This is a genomic window from Neisseria sp. P0001.S005, from assembly GCF_051963715.1.
The window spans coordinates 1-17137 of sequence record NZ_JBQCTZ010000069.1; the positions used below are offsets into that span (position 1 = coordinate 1).

Here is a 17137-nt window from a genome sequence, read left to right on the forward strand (position 1 = left end):
GTGCACCATGTCGATATGGTGTTTGAAGATGGCAAGATGTGGACGATTTTCGGGCCGAACGGCGCGGGCAAATCGACTTTGCTCAAAGCCATTATGGGTTTGCAGAAGACGGACACGGGCAGCGTGCGCTATGAAAATATGGCGCGCAAGGATATTGCCTATCTGCCGCAGCAGTCGGATATTGACCGCAGCCAGCCGATGACAGTGTTTGAACTGGCGGCGATGGGGCTGTGGTATGAAATCGGATTTTTCGGACGCGTGAACGCGGAGCAGAAAAAGCGCGTAATGGCGGCTTTGGAACGCGTGGAAATGCAGGATTTTGCCACGCGCCAAATCGCGCACTTGTCCAATGGCCAGTTCCAACGTGTGTTATTCGCGCGGATGCTGGTGCAGGATGCCAAATTTTTGTTGCTAGACGAACCGTTTAACGCGGTGGATGCGCGGACGACTTATGCACTGTTGGAAGTTTTGCGCCAGTGCCATCAGGACGGTCAGGCTGTGATTGCCGTGTTGCATGATTACGAGCAGGTGAGGGCATATTTTGCCAACACGCTGCTTTTGGCGCGTGAAAAAGTGACTGCCGGTGCGACGGAAAATGTGTTGACTGATGAATTTTTGGCACAGGCAAACCGAATGATGCAGAAACAGGAAGCGGCCGATTGGTGCGCGGTTTAATGGATAAGGCCGTCTGAAAGTAAGTGTTTTTCAGACGGCCTAAGGCTTTCAGAGATTAATAAAAAAGCGATAAAACATGGATTTATATGATTTGGTCGTCGCGCCGTTCGTCGAATTTGACTTTATGCGCTATGCCTTGGCATCGATTTTCTGCCTGGCATTGAGCGCGGCGCCTGTCGGTGTGTTTTTGGTGATGCGCCGCATGAGTTTGGTGGGTGATGCCTTGAGCCATGCGGTTTTGCCCGGTGCGGCCATTGGCTATATGTTTGCCGGTTTGAGTTTGCCTGCGATGAGTGTCGGCGGTTTTGCGGCCGGGTTGCTGATGGCTTTGTTGGCAGGTTTGGTCAGCCGGTTTACTTCATTGAAAGAAGATGCGAACTTTGCCGCATTTTATTTGAGCAGCCTTGCCATCGGCGTGGTTTTGGTCAGCAAAAACGGCAGCAGCGTCGATTTGCTGCATTTGCTGTTTGGTTCGGTGTTGGCAGTGGATATTCCGGCTTTGCAGCTGATTGCCGTTTCTGCAAGTGTCACTATTTTGCTGATGGCGGTCATGTTCCGCCCGCTGGTGTTGGAAAGCATAGACCCTTTGTTCCTCAAGGCCGTCGGCGGCAAGGGCGGCTTTTGGCATGTGCTGTTTTTGGTGCTGGTCGTGATGAATCTGGTTGCCGGTTTTCAGGCATTGGGTACGCTGATGTCGGTCGGCTTGATGATGTTGCCGGCGATTACCGCCAGACTGTGGGCGAAAAGCATGGGTTGGCTGATGATTTTGTCTGTCGCATTGGCTTTGCTTTGCGGCTTGGCAGGACTGTTGTTTTCCTACCATATCGAAATCCCGTCCGGCCCTGCGATTATTTTATGCTGCGGCACGCTTTACCTGATTTCCGTTGTGTTTGGTTGGGAAGGCGGCATTTTGGCAAAATGGCTGCGCCGCAAGAAACACCGCACGGCATAATTTTTCAGACGGCCGCTTGAATAATCAGGCGGTCTGTCTTATGATGATGTTAATGTTACGTTATATCACTGGAGAGAATATGAAACATTGGAAACTCGGCATTGTTGCCGCATTATTGACCGGTGCCGCTTATGCCGCTCCTTTGCCTGTTGTGACCAGCTTCAGCATTTTGGGCGATGTGGCCAAACAGATTGGTGGCGACCGTGTGGCCGTTCAAAGCTTGGTGGGCGCAAATCAAGACAGCCATGCCTACCACATGACCAGTGGCGACATCAAAAAAATCCGCAGTGCCAAATTGGTATTGCTCAACGGCTTGGGCTTGGAAGCCGCCGATGTACAGCGCGCAGTCAAACAGAGCAAAGTTCCTTTTGCCGAAGCGACCAAAGGCATTCAGGCGTTGAAAGCAGAAGAGGGCGGCCATCATCATGACCACGATCACGAAGGCCATCATCACGATCATGGCGAGTTTGACCCGCATGTTTGGACCGACCCCGTTCTGATGGGTACTTATGCGCAAAACGTTGCCAATGCTTTGATTCAAGCCGATCCTGAAGGTAAAACTTACTATCAGCAACGTTTGGGCAACTATCAAATGCAGCTGAAAAAACTGCACAGCGATGTACAGGCTGCCTTTAATGCCGTGCCTGCCGCCAAGCGTAAAGTCTTGACCGGACACGATGCGTTCTCTTACATGGGTAAACGCTACAATATTGAATTTATCGCCCCACAAGGCGTGAGCAGTGAGGCCGAGCCGTCTGCCAAACAAGTGGCTTCCATCATCCGCCAAATCAAACGCGAGGGCATTAAGGCCGTCTTTACTGAAAACATCAAAGACACGCGTATGATTGACCGTATTGCCAAAGAAACCGGCGTCAATGTCAGCGGACGTTTGTATTCTGATGCATTGGGTGGCGCACCGGCCAACAGCTACATCGGTATGTACCGCTACAATGTCAAAGTTTTGACCGATGCCATGAAAAAATAAAGCGGCTTAAGGATAAAGGCCGTCTGAAACCTTAAAAACAAGGTTTCAGACGGCCTTTTATATGCTTATTTTTAAAATAAACCGTCAAATTTAAAATATAAAAATAAAATTTGTGCTATTAAAAGTTTAATTATCAAAAATTCATGCTAATTTGCTTGGTAAGTACGCACCATCCGTGCGAATTGCTTATCGGCTGTCCGTCAGCCACTCACGGCTTGACTTCACCCTGTTACAATTCGGCATCTTCACGTTTCTTAATATTACATCATGAGCAACCATTCGTCTTGGTCATCCAAAATCGGCTTTGTGCTTGCTGCGGCAGGCTCGGCCATCGGTTTGGGTGCAATTTGGAAATTCCCTTATACGGCCGGTACAAACGGTGGCGCTGTATTTTTTCTTTTGTTTTTGATTTTTACGATTTTGGTAGCCTTGCCGGTTCAACTGGCCGAGTTTTACATCGGCCGTACGGGCGGTAAAAACGCCATCGATTCTTTCAAAGCATTGCGTCCGGGTTCGCAGTGGCCGTGGGTCGGCCGCATGGGTGTGGCCGCGTGTTTTATTTTGCTGTCGTTTTACAGCGTGGTCGGCGGCTGGGTGTTGAACTACGTTGTGCACAGCTTTACCGGCGAAATTCATGCCGGTGCGGATTTTGAAGCCTTGTTCGGCAACACGATTTCTTCACCGTTTGGCTCGCTGTTTTACCAAGGCTTGTTCATGCTGATTACCATTTGGGTGGTTAAAGGCGGCATTTCAAACGGCATTGAAAAGGCAAACCGCGTGTTGATGCCGGGTTTGTTTATCCTCTTTATCGCACTGGCCGTTCGTTCGCTGACCTTGCCCGGCGCAATGGAAGGCGTGGCATTCTTGTTGAAACCGGATTGGTCGTATTTGAAACCGGGCACGATGCTGACTGCTTTGGGTCAGGCATTTTTTGCCTTGAGTATCGGCGTGTCTGCGATGATTACCTATGCTTCGTATTTGGGTAAGGATCAGGATATGTTCCGCTCCGGCCATATGATTATGTGGATGAACCTGTTTGTGTCGCTGCTGGCCGGTTTGGTGATTTTCCCTGCGGTATTTGCCTTCGGTTTTGAACCCGGTCAAGGCCCTGGTTTGATTTTTATTGTGTTGCCTGCGGTATTCATGAAAATGCCGATGGGTACATATTTGTTTGCCGTGTTTATGCTGTTGGTTGTCTTTGCGACGCTGACTTCCGCATTTTCCATGCTGGAAACCGTTATCGCAGCAACCATCCGTCAAGACGAGAAAAAGCGCAGCAGTCACGCTTGGGTAACCGGTATTGCGATTTTCATAGTCGGTATTCCTTCGGCGCTGTCATTTGGCGTTTGGAGCGAGTTTAAAATTTTCGGCAAAACCATTTTTGACTTGTGGGACTTCATTATTTCCGCCGTTATCATGCCGATTGGCGCATTGAGCGTTGCCGTGTTTACGTCATGGGTTCAGGACAAACAGTCCGTCCTGCGCGATGCGGGCATGGGCAGTACCATTCCGAAACAGTTGCTTTACCTGTGGCTGGGTGTGCTTCGCTATCTTGCGCCGATTGCGATTATTGTGGTGTTCATCAACTCTTTGGGTTTGATTTAATCCGATAGAGAGCAAACAGTCCGGCGTTGCATTGTTTCGCCGGACTGTTTGTTTAAAAACATCATTAAAAATATTAAGGCCGTCTGAAAATTTTTCAGACGGCCTTTTTATATATGCGCGAGGCTGATTAGAACTTCGCTTGCAGTCTCAGCCATGCAGTACGGCCGGGTTCGTTCACGCGCATGGTTTGTGTACCGGCAGACGGGTCGCCGCCGCGGCTGACGAATTCAGCATAGGTTTTGTTGAACACGTTGTCCACGCCGCCTTGCAATGTGGCGTATTTGCTGAATTTCCAACCGGCGTTAAGCGAGAGTACGCCAAAGCCCGAAGAAGCGCCGATGTCTTGACCGACGATATTGCCTTGGCCTTTGCTGTAACGGTTTTGTTTGGCTACGACGCGCCATAATGCGCCCGCGCTGAATTTGCCGTTGTCAAAGGCGAGGGTGTTGTTCCACTCGAGTGGCGGAGTTTGTGCCAAAGGTTTGCCGTCGGTACGGTTTTTGCCGTGGGTGTAGGCGAGGCTGGTGCCGACTTCCCAGTTAGGCGCAAATGTCCATTTGACTTCGGCTTCGCCGCCAAAGCGAGAAGCGTTGATGTTGCGCACGCCGAAATTCATGCCTTGGCGCTCCATCATGATGAAGTCTTTGATGTCGCTGCCGAATACGGATACAGACGCGTGGAGGTTAGGACGTTTCCAGATTACACCAGCATCGATTTGGCGGTTTTGCTCTGCTCGGATAGCTTTGTTTTCAGAGCGCAGGCGTTCCCAGTAGTCAGGCGCACGTTCGGCAATACCGAAGCCGGCATAGTATTTCAGGCCGTTGTCCGTATTTCTTTCCCAACGCAGGAAGCCTGAGTTCAAATTGAATTTTTGATGTTTCAAAACGGGGTCGGTCACGCGCGCGGTATCGTAATGCGCTTTGACTTGGTCATGGCGCAAACCTGCTACCCAGCGTTGATTGTCGGTTTGCTGCCAAGAGGCTTCGGTGAAAATACCCCATTGTTTGAAACTTTGGTTGGGCATGTAAGGCTTGTGGCTGTAGCCGTCGCCGCCACGCTCCATGCGTGCGACGTGGACGTCGTCCAGATAGTCCAAACCGGTTTGCAGGTTGAGCTTGTCCCAGTCGAAAGTGGCTTTCAGACGGCCTGTATCGGTATTGCGTTTAGGGTTGTTGGCATTTTTAATCTGCTTGCCGGCACGGTCGTAGATGGTACGCAGGCTGTATGTGTCCATCACGTGGTCGATTTCGCTTTTACCGTAGCGCAGTTCCAACTCGCTGAACCATGGTGTGAGGTTGCGTTGGGTAAAACGGATATTCCACGCATCACGGTCAAATTTGCTGCCGTCCATCATGCGGTCGGCGTAGGCAACCTTGGCCCTGCTGCGCTCGTATGTACCGGCAATGGTGGTGTTTTCTGTCGGGGTAACACCCAGTTGCAACATTTGGCTGTCGCGTTTGAAGTTGGAATGAATGCGGTTGCCGTCGCCGTCTTTGTAGTCGTCGGCTTCGTTATGGGAGATATTGGTGCGGACATAGCCGTATTTGCCGCCGAACTCGGCTTCCAGCGAGCCGTCAAGGCGGTCGTTGCTGCCTGCTGTCAGAGTGGCGTTAATGTTATAAGGTTTTTCAGTGAAATCAGGATCTTTACGGATAAATTGTACCGAGCCGCTGACCAAGCCCATGCCTTGGGTGACGGTTTGCGGGCCTTTGGTGACCACGACTTGATCAAATGAGTTTGGGTGAATATAGGCAGTCGGTGGGTCCATACGCATACCGCAACCGCCATAAATAAACTGGTCGTCGGCATTGACGGAGAGGCGCGAGCCGCCCAAACCACGGAATAATGGATCGCCCGAGCTGCCGCCTTTGCGGATGATGCTCATATTAGGCACGGATTGCAAAAGGTCTGCCCCGTCACCGGCAGGGAGGGGTTGCAAAGCAGCTTTGGGGTTGAAAGTAACGCGGTTGGTTTTTTGTTGTTGTGTGCCGGTGACGGTGACAGGGGAAAGGGTAACTGTTTCTTCAGGTACAGGGTCAGTGTCTGCCCATGCTTGGGATACGGCTAAGACGATAGGCAAGATAAGTAATGGTGGGTATTTCATGTAGTTTCTCTCTATTATTAAGTGTCATATTGAGTAATGCTTAAGTAGTATATATAAAGTTTAGTAAAATTAAAACATACTGTTTTTAACTTATATCAATATTTATCATTTTATTTGCATGTTTTGCTGGTTCGTGATTTGGTTATACCAGTAATGGTAAAATTTGATTCTTCTTAAGCAGTTCATAAAAAATACCAATATGGTTTTAAACTTGATTATTGGGAATTTCATTAATTTAATTATTTAACTGAAAGCAAGAAGATATTTGGTATAGAAAGCGTCATTTGCTTATGATTTTCTATTGATGTTGCGATTTGATAACATTTCTTGACGAAAAAATAGGGGATTGATTAGAATGGGCGGCCAATTGGTCAATCCAATTTATGGCCGTCTGAATAAAACTGTCCTTCAATCATCAGGAATACAACATGACGAAATTGGTTCGTCCGCAAAAAATCAGCGATCAGGTTTTAGCCGTTTTGGAAGAACGTATCGCTACCGGCATTTATGAAGAAGGCAGTAAATTGCCTCCCGAACGTACGCTTGCGGAAGAATTCGGCGTATCACGTCCGTCGGTCAGGGTGGCATTGAATATCTTGATTGCGAAGCAGGTTTTGGAAGCGCGGCAGGGCGATGGCTATTATGTTTCCGTCAAGCCGCAACAGGATTTTTTACAAAGCTGGCAGGAGTTGCTCGGCAAACATACCAATTGGGAAACAGACGTATTCGATTTTAGCTGTCATGTTGAAGGCTGTATGGCGGCGCTGGCTGCCGAAAGACGGACTGACGCCGATTTGAAACGCATTGACTTTTGGAGGCAGAAGTTTGAAACGGCTTGTGAAAGCGGAAATTTGGAGCATCAGGCCGAAGCAGACGTCAGCTTCCATCAAACCATTGCCGATGCTGCACACAATATCCTATTCAGCCACCTTTCCAGCAGCCTGCTCAAAATGCTTTATCAGCAAACACGCAGCGGCATTATCTATATCCATCAAACCGAAGACCCGCGCCCGACATTGATTGCCCAGCACCGCGCTATTTTTGAAGCCGTTGCCCAGGCCAAACCGGCAGAGGCTGCTGAAGCGGCCAAGCTGCATTTGAATTATGTCGCCCACCGCATTTTGCAGGACAGGGAATATCAAAGCCGCAGCGAGCATGCGGATGTATTGGCACAAAATGATTTGAAACGGGTAGATTGGTAGCGTTTAAAAATAATCAGGCCGTCTGAATTTTTCAGACGGCCTGATTTTGCAAATAAGGACTTTTAGTGCCACAATCTTCATCAATTCTGTCTGAAAACAAAGGAAGCACCATGTACCGTCATGTCGAGTATTATCCGGGCGACCCGATTTTGAGTTTGGTTGAAACCTTCAAACGCGACGAGCGTCCTGAAAAAGTCAATTTGAGCATAGGCATTTATTTTGATGACGAAGGCAAAATGCCGGTTTTGGAATCTGTCCGCCGAGCAGAAGCAGAGCGTGCGGCCGTACCGCGACCATCGCCTTATCTGCCGATGGAAGGTTTGGACACTTATCGAAGCGCGGTTCAGCGTTTGTTGTTTGGCAAGGATAATCTGGCATTGGCAGAAGGGCGTGTTGCAACCGTACAGACTTTAGGCGGATCGGGGGCATTGAAAGTCGGTGCCGACTTTTTGCACCGTTGGTTCCCTGATGCAAAAGCCTATGTCAGCGATCCGACGTGGGACAACCATAAAGGCATTTTTGAAGGCGCAGGTTTTGAAGTGGGGACGTATCCTTATTACAACCCTGAAACCGTCGGCGTGAAATTTGAAGAAATGACTGCGTTTTTCAAAACATTGTCGGAAAACAGCGTCTTGATCTTGCACCCATGCTGTCAAAACCCGACCGGCGTAGATATGTCGCAAGCACAATGGGATGAAGTGTTGGACATCATCAAAACGCACAAGCTGATTCCATTTATGGATATTGCCTATCAAGGTTTCGGCGAGGATTTGGACAGCGATGCCTATGCAATCCGTAAAGCCGTCGAAATGGGTCTGCCTTTGTTTGTCAGCAACTCTTTCTCGAAAAACCTGTCGCTGTACGGAGAGCGCGTCGGCGGTTTGAGCGTAGTGTGTCCCAATAAGGAAGAAGCAGAGCTGGTGTTCGGACAGTTAAAATTTACCGTCCGCCGCATTTATTCCAGCCCTGCCGCGCATGGTGCATATATTGCGTCTGATGTGATGAACAGCGATGATTTGCGCGCTTTGTGGGAGAACGAGGTTTACGCCATGCGCGACCGTATCCGTGCCATGCGTCAGAAGCTTTATGATGTTTTGACGGCCAAAATCCCCAATCGCGATTTCAGCTATTTCATCAAACAGCGCGGCATGTTCAGCTATACAGGCCTGACCGTAGAGCAGGTACGCCGCCTGCGTGACGAGTTTGCCGTTTATTTGCTTGATTCGGGCAGGATGTGTGTGGCCGGTTTGAATGCATCAAATATCGATTATGTGGCCGAGGCATTTGCCAAAGTGTTGCAATAGCCGTTCAATCTGAAATTGAATGTAGTTTTATTTGAAGTAAATCAAAAGGCCGTCTGAAAAATTTTCATCTTTCAGACGGCCTATTTATAATTGGCGCACCCAACAGGGATCGAACCTGTGACCTCCAGCTTCGGAAACTGACACTCTTCCAACTGAGCTATGGGTGCGGAAGCCGTAAGGTTAACGCATATTGGCTTTATTGGCAAAGTTTATCTTGAAAGTGTCTGAAAGTGGCATTGGCGGTCACTTTTTTGCATGGCTGGAATAATCAATTAACTACAAAGGCTTATGGATTATAGACGGCCTTTTTGAGGATTTTTGCGTATCTTTTTCTCAAGATGGATTGGAAAGCCTTTGCGAATTCAGTATAATCCAGCAAAATATTGTTAATTGCGTTTAACACATAAACTATAACTTACAGCACAACCTAACCTAACGGCGAGGCCTACCAAATGAAACAACTCCGCGACCACAAAGCCCAAGGCTCTGCATTGTTCACCCTTGTGAGCGGTATCGTTATTGTTATTGCAGTGATTTTCTTCCTGATCAAATTGGCAGGAAGCGGTTCATTCGGCGATGTTAACGAAACAACCGAAGCTGCGACTCAAACCCGTATCCAGCCAGTCGGCCAACTCAAACTGGGCGACGGCATCCCTGTCGGCGAACGTCAAGGCGACCAGATTTTCAACAAAATCTGTATCCAATGTCACGCGGCGGACAGCATTGTTCCTAATGCGCCTAAATTTGAAAACAAAGGCGATTGGGCTCCTCGTATCGCCCAAGGTTTTGACACCTTGTTCCAACACGCTTTGAACGGTTTCAACGCAATGCCTGCCAAAGGCGGTGCGGCTGATTTGACCGATCAAGAATTGAAACGCGTGATTACTTATATGGCCAACAAAGCCGGCGGTACTTTCCCTGATCCTGATGCTGCGGCTCCTGCCGATGCCGCTGCTTCCGGCGAAGCTGCTTCAGCTCCTGCTGCTGAGGGTGCGGCTCCTGCCGATGCTCCTAAAGCAGATGCTGCCAAAGCTGAAGACAAAGGCGCAGCTGCCGGCGGTGCAGACGGTAAAAAAGTTTACGAAGCCAGTTGCCAAGCATGTCACGGTGGTGCGGTTCCCGGTATTCCTCATGTAGGCAAAAAAGAAGACTGGGCTCCTCGTATCAAACAAGGTAAAGACACCCTGCACAAACATGCAATCGAAGGCTTTAACGCAATGCCTGCCAAAGGCGGTAACGGCAGCCTGAGCGACGATGAAGTGAAAGCTGCAGTTGATTACATGGCTAATCAATCTGGTGCTAAATTCTAAGATTTGACTTTGACTCTCGAATAGAAAGCGCATTCTGCATAGGATGCGCTTTTTTCGTGCAGGAAGGCCTGATCTTGCTATAATACGTAAGTAGTAGATTATGGTTTGTCTGAAAGATTCAGACGGCCTTCAAACACAATATTCTTTTAAAGAAGTTCAACCATATTCACATACGACAAAACAATCACGGAGTTATCTCATGGCAAAAAAATATTTCGGTACTGACGGTGTACGCGGCGAAGTCGGTCAATTCCCTATCAATCCTGATTTTGTCTTGAAATTGGGTTATGCGGCAGGTCAGGTTTTGGTACAGCACGAAGGTGAAATTAAACCGACCGTTTTAATCGGTAAAGACACGCGTATTTCAGGCTATATGCTGGAGGCCGCGCTGATTGCCGGCTTTACTGCCGCAGGTGTCAATGTTATTCAAACCGGCCCTCTGCCGACCCCGGGTGTAGCGTATCTGACCCGCGCTTTGCGTTTGTCTGCCGGTGTGATGATTTCTGCTTCCCATAACGTTTATTCCGACAACGGCATTAAATTCTTTGCAGAAGGCGGTGTGAAGTTGAGCGATGAAATCGAGTTGGAAATCGAAGCCAAAATCGATGAAGAAATGAAAGCCCAGCCGTCTAGCCGTTTGGGCCGCGCGCGCCGGATTAATGGTGCGGATGACCGCTATATCGAGTTCTGTAAATCCACTTTCCCAAGCCATTTGGACTTGCGCGGTCTGAAATTGGTGGTCGATACCGCCAATGGTGCAGGCTATGCAGTTGCGCCTAAAGTATTCCACGAATTGGGTGCGCAAGTGGTCAGTATCGGTGATGAGCCAAACGGCTACAACATCAATGAGAAATGTGGTGCAACCCATCCGAAAGCTTTGCAAGCGGCTGTGTTGCAAAATGAAGCCGATTACGGCATTGCCTTGGATGGCGATGGCGACCGATTGATGATGGTTGACCGCAATGGCAAAGTGTATGACGGCGACAGCCTGATTTATGTGATTGCCAAAGCACGCGCGCACGAAGGCGTGGAAATCGGCGGCGTGGTGGGTACAGTGATGACCAATATGGCGATGGAAATTGCTTTGAAAGAGCAGGGCGTTGATTTCTGTCGCGCCAAAGTGGGCGACCGCTATGTGTTGGAACAGCTCCACCAACGCGGTTGGCTGATTGGCGGAGAAGCCAGCGGTCATATTTTGTGTATGGACAAACACAATACCGGCGACGGTATCATTTCCGCGCTGCAAGTTTTGGCGGCATTGCAAACCTTGAATCAAGACCTTGCCACAGTTTGCGCCGATTGGCAGCCTTATCCACAAACCATGATTAACGTCCGTATTAAAAAAGGCCAAAACTGGCAGGACGCTTCCAAAGAGGCTTTGGCTGAAGTGGAAAAAGAACTCGAAGACAAAGGCCGCGTGGTCTTGCGTGCATCCGGTACCGAGCCTGTCGTGCGTGTGATGGTGGAAGCCAAGCAGGCAGACTGGGCGAAAAAAGGCGCAGAAAAAATTGCCGCTGCCATTCAAGGTCAAAAGTAACAGTGTGTTTGATTTTTAATTGAACTAAATAAAAGGCCGTCTGTTGTTCAGACGGCCTTTGTATTTCATCAGAAGCTTAGTTGCTCAAAATATCAACGCCTTTAGGAGGCGTGAATTTGAACATACCGCTGGAAAGGTTAGGCTTGGTGTTCAAACTGCTGAAGCTGATGCTGGTTTGGTTGCCGAAGCTGTCTTTCAACTGCATGGCGGCGAGGTTGTCGCCTTTGAAGCCGATGCGGATGTATTGATAGCCGGCGTTGTTTTTCTTAGGCGTAGCCAAAACGTAGTCGATACCGTTGGCAGAACCGTCTTCTTTCAGCGTGTAGCTGCTGTCCAATGCCGTTTTATTAGAGAGGATGGCGGCAGGGCTGTCGCCGATGGTTTGGTCTTGTGAGGATTTGGTTACTTGCGCCAAATCTACGTCATAGAGCCAAATGGTTTTGCCGTCGCCAACGATGGTTTGTTTGTAGGGTTTGGTGTATTCCCATTTGAACAAGCCCGGGCGCAGGATTTTGAATGTACCGTGTGTGGTTTGGGTTTTCTTTTTGCTGTGAACGGTTTGGCTGAAGTTGCCGCTGATACCGTCGGCGTCATTATTGAATTTTTTCAGGGCGTCCACTGCGCCGGCTTGTGCAAAGCCGATGGCTGAAGAAAGCAGCGTGGCAGCGGTCAGGGTGAACAGTCGGGTAGTTTTCATGTTTTGGTTCCTTGTTCGGAGAGATGGGTTCAGTATAGACGTTATGGTGTAACAGGCAAGGGGCTGAATGGAGGGTTTAATTTGTGTAAATATGAAAAATCCAATCAAGTGACTGAAATAATTTCATTTCTTCAGACGGCCTGCATTTGGTTTTGACGTTTTTTTAATGAAACGAGCAAGGGTTTGGTGTGGTATTTAATGTCATTTTACGGAAAGCATGAAATTATAGTCTTTCTGTTTGCTTTTTAAAACGGTTATAATATTTATCTTTTTAAAACAATGGTTTTGTATGTATCTGAATCCTTATCCTTTATTGGAACAGGCTTTGCTGTCGGACAATCCGGATGAAAAGGGAAGATTGACGCAGGCCTTGTTTGCGCAGTTGGGCGAGGCGGAAGGTTTGACGGTTGATGAGTCGAAACCTGTGGATTGCCGTTTTGCCGGACATCCGTTGCGTCCGCGTTTGGTTGCGCCATCAGAAGTCACGCCGCGCAAGATGAATACGGTCGAAGGATATGCGGCTATGTTGCACGCGATTGCGCACATTGAATTTAATGCGATTAATCTGGCTTTGGATGCGGCGTATCGTTTTCGCAATATGCCGTTTCAGTTTGTACGCGATTGGGTAAGGGTAGCGAAAGAAGAAGTGTTTCACTTCTGCTTGATGCGTGGCCGTCTGAACAGCTTGGGCTACGATTACGGCGATTTTGAAGCGCACGGGCATTTGTGGGATATGGCGTATAAAACCGCTTACGATCCCTTGTTGCGCATGGCTTTGGTGCCACGGGTATTGGAAGCGCGCGGTTTGGATGTTACGCCGGGTATTCGTGCAAAAGTGGCGCAGCGTGGCGATGTAGAAACCTGCGATGTGTTGGATATTATTTATCGCGATGAGGTGGGACACGTCGCCATCGGCAATCATTGGTATCAGCATCTTTGCCGTGAGCGCGGTTTGGAACCGGTTTCCCTGTTCCGCAGCCTGATTGCGCGTTACGATATGTTTATCTTCCGCGGCTACGTCAATATCGAAGCACGGGAACGTGCAGGATTCAGCCGTTTCGAGCTGGATATGTTGGAAGATTTTGAGAAAAGTTTGAAACAGGATAAAAAGGCCGTCTGAAACGGTAAAATCATCATGGCACATCATCACGATCATTCGCACGCGCATACGCATACCGCCAATAAGCAGGTATTGCGTATTTCCTTTTTCGTCATTGCCGGATTTATGCTGGTTGAGGCGGTCGGCGGCTGGCTGACCAACTCTTTGGCCCTGCTTTCCGATGCGGGGCATATGTTCAGCGATGCGTTTTCGCTGGGCGTGGCATTGTGGGCATTCAAACTTGGCGAGAAACAGACCACGCTGCAAAAAACATTTGGCTATAAGCGTTTTGAAATTTTGACGGCGATGTTTAATGGATTGTCGCTGGTGTTGATTGCGGCGATGATTTTTTATGAAGCAGTCAAACGATTGTTTTATCCGCCGGAAATTTTGACGGGCGGCATGTTGGTGGTCAGTATCATCGGTTTGTTGGTTAATATCGGCGTGGCCGTTTATATGTTGAAAAATGGCGACACTGAAGAAAACGTCAATATGCGCGGCGCGTATCTTCATGTAATCAGCGATTTGTTCGGCTCGATAGGGGCGATTGTCGCAGCGGTACTGATGATGGCGTATGGCTGGCAATGGGCGGATACGGTTGCCAGCGTGCTGGTAGCGGCTTTGGTAGGGCGCAGCGGCTGGAAGCTGTTTAAACAGACTTTGCACATTTTGATGGAAGGCGCGCCGGAAAACATCCATACCGATGAGTTGCTCAGCGTTATCCGCAATACGGAGGGCGTAAAATCTGTTCACGACTTGCATGTTTGGACGATTACCAGCAATATCCACGTTTTGTCCTGCCATATTGTTGTCGATGGCAGTATGACGGTTGCAGAGTCCGAACAAATCGTCTATCGCATCGAACATGAATTGGCGCATCACAACATCGGGCATTGTACGATTCAGATTGAAAGCGAACAGCATCCGCATAAAGATGAAGTTTTGTGTTCGCAAGAAATGCACGAACATCATCACCATTAACCATATTCAGGCCGTCTGAAACTTGTTGGATTGTTCAGACGGCCTTCTAAAATCATCAAAGGAACACTTATGACCCAAGCCGTATTATTCGACCTTGACGGCACGCTTGCCGATACTGCACTTGATTTGGGTGGCGCGCTCAACACGGTATTGCGCCGACACGGTTTGCCAGAAAAAAGCATGGATGAAATCCGTCCGCAGGCCAGCCACGGTGCAAGCGGTTTGCTCAAGCTTGGTGCAGGCATTACGCCCGACCATCCGGATTATATGCAATGGCGCAAAGAGTTTTTGGATGAATACAGCCGCTGCTATGCTGACCAAACCATCTTGTTCGACGGCGTAAACGAAATGCTGGAAGCCTTAGTTCAACGCGGTATCCAATGGGGCATTATCACCAACAAGCCTATGCGCTTTACCGATGTCCTCGTGCCTAAGCTCGGGTTTACCGTGCCTCCTGCCGTGATTGTTAGTGGCGATACTTGCGATGAACCCAAGCCCAGCGTGAAGCCTATGTTTTATGCGTGCGAACAGATTGGCGTTGAGGCGCAGCGATGTTTTTATGTCGGCGATGCAGAGCGCGATATGCAGGCAGGAAAAAATGCAGGCATGACGACCGTGCTGGCCGATTGGGGCTATATTTCCGCCGAAGACCAAACCGAAAACTGGCTTGCCGATTTCCGTATTGCCACGCCTTTGGATTTGTTGGCAATCTTGCGTTAAAACCCCGTAATAATCCGTTTTCAGACGGCCTGAAACGGCGTAAAATCGTATTAAGTTTGTATTTTTTCAACCGTTTTACTACTTGTAAAGAGAAAAATCATGTTCTTCAAGCATATCGAAGCTGCTCCTGCTGATCCGATTTTAGGTTTGGGCGAGGCGTTTAAAGCCGAAACCCGTCCAGAGAAAGTCAACCTCGGTATCGGCGTGTACAAAGACGCATCCGGTGCGACGCCTATTGTCAAAGCCGTCAAAGAGGCTGAAAAACGCCTGTTGGAAAGCGAAACAACCAAAAACTACCTGACCATCGACGGCGTTGCCGACTACAACGAGCAAACCCAAATTCTGCTGTTTGGCAAAGACCACGAAATCATTGCCAGCCGTCGTGCCAAAACAGCGCAAAGCCTTGGCGGTACAGGCGCATTGCGTATTGCGGCCGAGTTTGCCAAACGTCAGTTGAATGCGCAAACCATCTGGATTTCCAATCCGACTTGGCCAAACCACAATGCCATCGCCAAAGCGGTCGGTATCCAAGACAAACCGTATCGCTACTATGATGCCGCCAAACACGGTTTGGATTGGGACGGTATGATTGAAGACTTGAGCCAAGCGCAAAAAGGCGATATCGTCCTGCTGCACGGCTGCTGCCACAACCCTACCGGCATCGACCCTACGCACGAACAATGGGAAACTTTGGCAAAACTTTCTGCCGAAAAAGGCTGGTTGCCATTGTTTGACTTTGCCTACCAAGGCTTCGGCAATGGTTTGGAAGAAGACGCCTACGGCTTGCGCGTGTTCTTGAAACACAATACAGAATTGCTGATTGCCAGCTCTTATTCCAAAAACTTCGGTATGTACAACGAGCGCGTCGGCGCGTTCACTTTGGTGGCTGAAGATGAAGAAACTGCAGCCCGCGCCCACAGCCAAGTCAAAACCATCATCCGTACCTTGTATTCCAACCCTGCTTCACACGGTGCGAACACCATTGCGCTGGTGTTGAAAAATGATGATTTGAAAGCACAGTGGATTGCCGAACTTGATGAAATGCGCGGCCGCATCAAAGCCATGCGCCAAAAATTTGTCGAGTTGCTCAAAGCCAAAGGCGCAGCTCAAGACTTTGATTTCATTATCGAACAAAACGGTATGTTCTCTTTCAGTGGTCTGACTCCCGAACAAGTTGACCGTTTGAAAAACGAGTTTGCCATTTATGCCGTTCGCTCCGGCCGCATTAATGTTGCAGGCATTACCGATGACAACATCGACTACCTGTGCGAAAGCATTGTGAAAGTTTTGTAATTGTCGAATTAAAGGCAAAGGCCGTCTGAATCATTCAGACGGCCTTTATTTTTGACTGTGGTGGCTTATCCGGCAACTGCGCTCATTCCCCAATAAATCATGGCATAGCGCAGCAGTTTGCCTGCAATCAGAATGATGGCGCAATGCAAAGCATTGAGCCTGATCCAGCCTGCAGCAAGGGGGAGGGCATCGCCAATAATCGGCAGCCATGCAAACAACAGCGGCCAAATCCCCCATCTTTGTATACGCGCCAATACTTTTTCAGACGGCCTTATATATTGCGCCCTATCGCAGGGGCATTTTTAACATAACTAAAGCCCCTTTAACAAAGGGGCTTTTCTCATGTGCATAGTTTTCTACACCGTCAATTCCGAACCACCGACTTTTCCGAAGTCATTTATCGTCCGTATTTTCAAAGAAGATGACACAGATTTCCTTTGTCTTCGAACCGTCAATTTTCCTATCTCTTCACCCGACCGCATTTATAAAACCCAAAACGAAGCCAATGAATACGGCCGGTTGTCCGTTCGTGAAATTATGAGTAAGGAACTCCCACAATGATGAATCAGGAAATTAAGAAAGCGCGTATAGCCGCCTTTGGCGGTGGCAGCGTAAGCGACACGCCAAAGGCGGATTCACGCGCGCCGATGGCGCCCCCCTTATCTAACAGGGG

The 17137-nt window shown here is 48.9% G+C and carries 15 protein-coding genes and 1 tRNA gene; 12 read left to right on the forward strand and 4 right to left on the reverse strand.

What is annotated here, in order from left to right; genetic code table 11:
• The 4 genes from ACTHSP_RS10095 to ACTHSP_RS10110 form a co-directional block, all read left to right on the forward strand.
• Positions 1 to 675: metal ABC transporter ATP-binding protein (locus ACTHSP_RS10095; protein ID WP_440346046.1), on the forward strand; the 675-nt coding region annotated here is incomplete at its 5' end.
• A gap of 76 nt (positions 676 to 751) precedes the next feature.
• On the forward strand, positions 752 to 1627 hold the full coding sequence (locus ACTHSP_RS10100) for a metal ABC transporter permease (protein WP_003747573.1): 876 nt from the start codon (positions 752 to 754) through the stop codon (positions 1625 to 1627).
• A gap of 79 nt (positions 1628 to 1706) precedes the next feature.
• Positions 1707 to 2612, forward strand: coding sequence for a metal ABC transporter solute-binding protein, Zn/Mn family (locus ACTHSP_RS10105; protein ID WP_141752822.1), 906 nt, complete (start codon positions 1707 to 1709; stop codon positions 2610 to 2612).
• Between the two features lie 267 nt (positions 2613 to 2879).
• A complete protein-coding gene (locus tag ACTHSP_RS10110) occupies positions 2880 to 4217 on the forward strand; it encodes a sodium-dependent transporter (RefSeq protein WP_049352792.1) in 1338 nt (445 codons plus the stop codon).
• 127 nt (positions 4218 to 4344) lie between these two features.
• Here ACTHSP_RS10110 and ACTHSP_RS10115 read toward each other — a convergent pair whose 3' ends face one another.
• Positions 4345 to 6321 (reverse strand): TonB-dependent copper receptor, encoded by a 1977-nt coding sequence (locus ACTHSP_RS10115; RefSeq protein ID WP_440346047.1) that lies wholly within the window; start codon positions 6319 to 6321, stop codon positions 4345 to 4347.
• A gap of 428 nt (positions 6322 to 6749) precedes the next feature.
• Here ACTHSP_RS10115 and ACTHSP_RS10120 point away from each other — a divergent pair, with 428 nt between their 5' ends.
• Both ACTHSP_RS10120 and ACTHSP_RS10125 read left to right on the forward strand, forming a co-directional pair.
• On the forward strand, positions 6750 to 7523 hold the full coding sequence (locus ACTHSP_RS10120) for a FadR/GntR family transcriptional regulator (RefSeq protein WP_049352790.1): 774 nt from the start codon (positions 6750 to 6752) through the stop codon (positions 7521 to 7523).
• 110 nt (positions 7524 to 7633) lie between these two features.
• Positions 7634 to 8827 (forward strand): amino acid aminotransferase, encoded by a 1194-nt coding sequence (locus ACTHSP_RS10125; RefSeq protein WP_049352787.1) that lies wholly within the window; start codon positions 7634 to 7636, stop codon positions 8825 to 8827.
• A gap of 91 nt (positions 8828 to 8918) precedes the next feature.
• Here ACTHSP_RS10125 and ACTHSP_RS10130 read toward each other — a convergent pair.
• A tRNA-Arg gene (locus tag ACTHSP_RS10130) sits at positions 8919 to 8994 on the reverse strand.
• Between the two features lie 285 nt (positions 8995 to 9279).
• Between ACTHSP_RS10130 and ACTHSP_RS10135 the strand changes: the two genes are divergently transcribed.
• Positions 9280 to 10137, forward strand: a complete 858-nt coding sequence (locus ACTHSP_RS10135; RefSeq protein ID WP_003685059.1) for a c-type cytochrome — start codon at positions 9280 to 9282, stop codon at positions 10135 to 10137.
• Between the two features lie 199 nt (positions 10138 to 10336).
• Positions 10337 to 11674: a phosphoglucosamine mutase gene (gene glmM, locus ACTHSP_RS10140; protein ID WP_049352784.1), complete on the forward strand. Its 1338-nt coding sequence runs from the start codon at positions 10337 to 10339 to the stop codon at positions 11672 to 11674.
• A gap of 76 nt (positions 11675 to 11750) precedes the next feature.
• On the opposite strand, the gene lolA is transcribed toward glmM, so the two are convergent.
• Positions 11751 to 12371, reverse strand: coding sequence for an outer membrane lipoprotein chaperone LolA (gene lolA, locus ACTHSP_RS10145; RefSeq protein ID WP_049352783.1), 621 nt, complete (start codon positions 12369 to 12371; stop codon positions 11751 to 11753).
• Positions 12372 to 12660: 289 nt separating this feature from the next.
• Between lolA and ACTHSP_RS10150 the strand changes: the two genes are divergently transcribed.
• From ACTHSP_RS10150 to ACTHSP_RS10165, 4 genes are all read left to right on the forward strand, one after another.
• Positions 12661 to 13491, forward strand: coding sequence for a ferritin-like domain-containing protein (locus ACTHSP_RS10150; RefSeq protein ID WP_049352781.1), 831 nt, complete (start codon positions 12661 to 12663; stop codon positions 13489 to 13491).
• A gap of 15 nt (positions 13492 to 13506) precedes the next feature.
• A complete protein-coding gene (locus tag ACTHSP_RS10155) occupies positions 13507 to 14451 on the forward strand; it encodes a cation diffusion facilitator family transporter (protein WP_049352779.1) in 945 nt (314 codons plus the stop codon).
• 69 nt (positions 14452 to 14520) lie between these two features.
• Positions 14521 to 15171 (forward strand): HAD family hydrolase, encoded by a 651-nt coding sequence (locus ACTHSP_RS10160; RefSeq protein ID WP_049352777.1) that lies wholly within the window; start codon positions 14521 to 14523, stop codon positions 15169 to 15171.
• A gap of 99 nt (positions 15172 to 15270) precedes the next feature.
• Positions 15271 to 16464 carry an amino acid aminotransferase gene (locus ACTHSP_RS10165; RefSeq protein ID WP_049352775.1) on the forward strand — a complete coding sequence of 398 codons (1194 nt, stop codon included), beginning with the start codon at positions 15271 to 15273 and terminating at the stop codon, positions 16462 to 16464.
• A 65-nt stretch (positions 16465 to 16529) separates the two neighbouring features.
• Here the strand turns inward: ACTHSP_RS10165 and ACTHSP_RS10170 are convergent, their stop codons facing one another.
• A complete protein-coding gene (locus ACTHSP_RS10170) occupies positions 16530 to 16718 on the reverse strand; it encodes a hypothetical protein (RefSeq protein WP_440346048.1) in 189 nt (62 codons plus the stop codon).
• Positions 16719 to 17137: the final 419 nt, after the last annotated feature.

Bases quoted from the DNA above. Each gene is read 5' to 3' on its own strand.
- ACTHSP_RS10100 (WP_003747573.1), top strand. From the start codon at position 752: ATGGATTTATATGATTTGGTCGTCGCGCCGTTCGTCGAATTTGACTTT.
- ACTHSP_RS10105 (WP_141752822.1), top strand. From the start codon at position 1,707: ATGAAACATTGGAAACTCGGCATTGTTGCCGCATTATTGACCGGTGCC.
- ACTHSP_RS10110 (WP_049352792.1), top strand. From the start codon at position 2,880: ATGAGCAACCATTCGTCTTGGTCATCCAAAATCGGCTTTGTGCTTGCT.
- ACTHSP_RS10115 (WP_440346047.1), bottom strand. From the start codon at position 6,321: ATGAAATACCCACCATTACTTATCTTGCCTATCGTCTTAGCCGTATCC.
- ACTHSP_RS10120 (WP_049352790.1), top strand. From the start codon at position 6,750: ATGACGAAATTGGTTCGTCCGCAAAAAATCAGCGATCAGGTTTTAGCC.
- ACTHSP_RS10125 (WP_049352787.1), top strand. From the start codon at position 7,634: ATGTACCGTCATGTCGAGTATTATCCGGGCGACCCGATTTTGAGTTTG.
- ACTHSP_RS10135 (WP_003685059.1), top strand. From the start codon at position 9,280: ATGAAACAACTCCGCGACCACAAAGCCCAAGGCTCTGCATTGTTCACC.
- glmM (WP_049352784.1), top strand. From the start codon at position 10,337: ATGGCAAAAAAATATTTCGGTACTGACGGTGTACGCGGCGAAGTCGGT.
- lolA (WP_049352783.1), bottom strand. From the start codon at position 12,371: ATGAAAACTACCCGACTGTTCACCCTGACCGCTGCCACGCTGCTTTCT.
- ACTHSP_RS10150 (WP_049352781.1), top strand. From the start codon at position 12,661: ATGTATCTGAATCCTTATCCTTTATTGGAACAGGCTTTGCTGTCGGAC.
- ACTHSP_RS10155 (WP_049352779.1), top strand. From the start codon at position 13,507: ATGGCACATCATCACGATCATTCGCACGCGCATACGCATACCGCCAAT.
- ACTHSP_RS10160 (WP_049352777.1), top strand. From the start codon at position 14,521: ATGACCCAAGCCGTATTATTCGACCTTGACGGCACGCTTGCCGATACT.
- ACTHSP_RS10165 (WP_049352775.1), top strand. From the start codon at position 15,271: ATGTTCTTCAAGCATATCGAAGCTGCTCCTGCTGATCCGATTTTAGGT.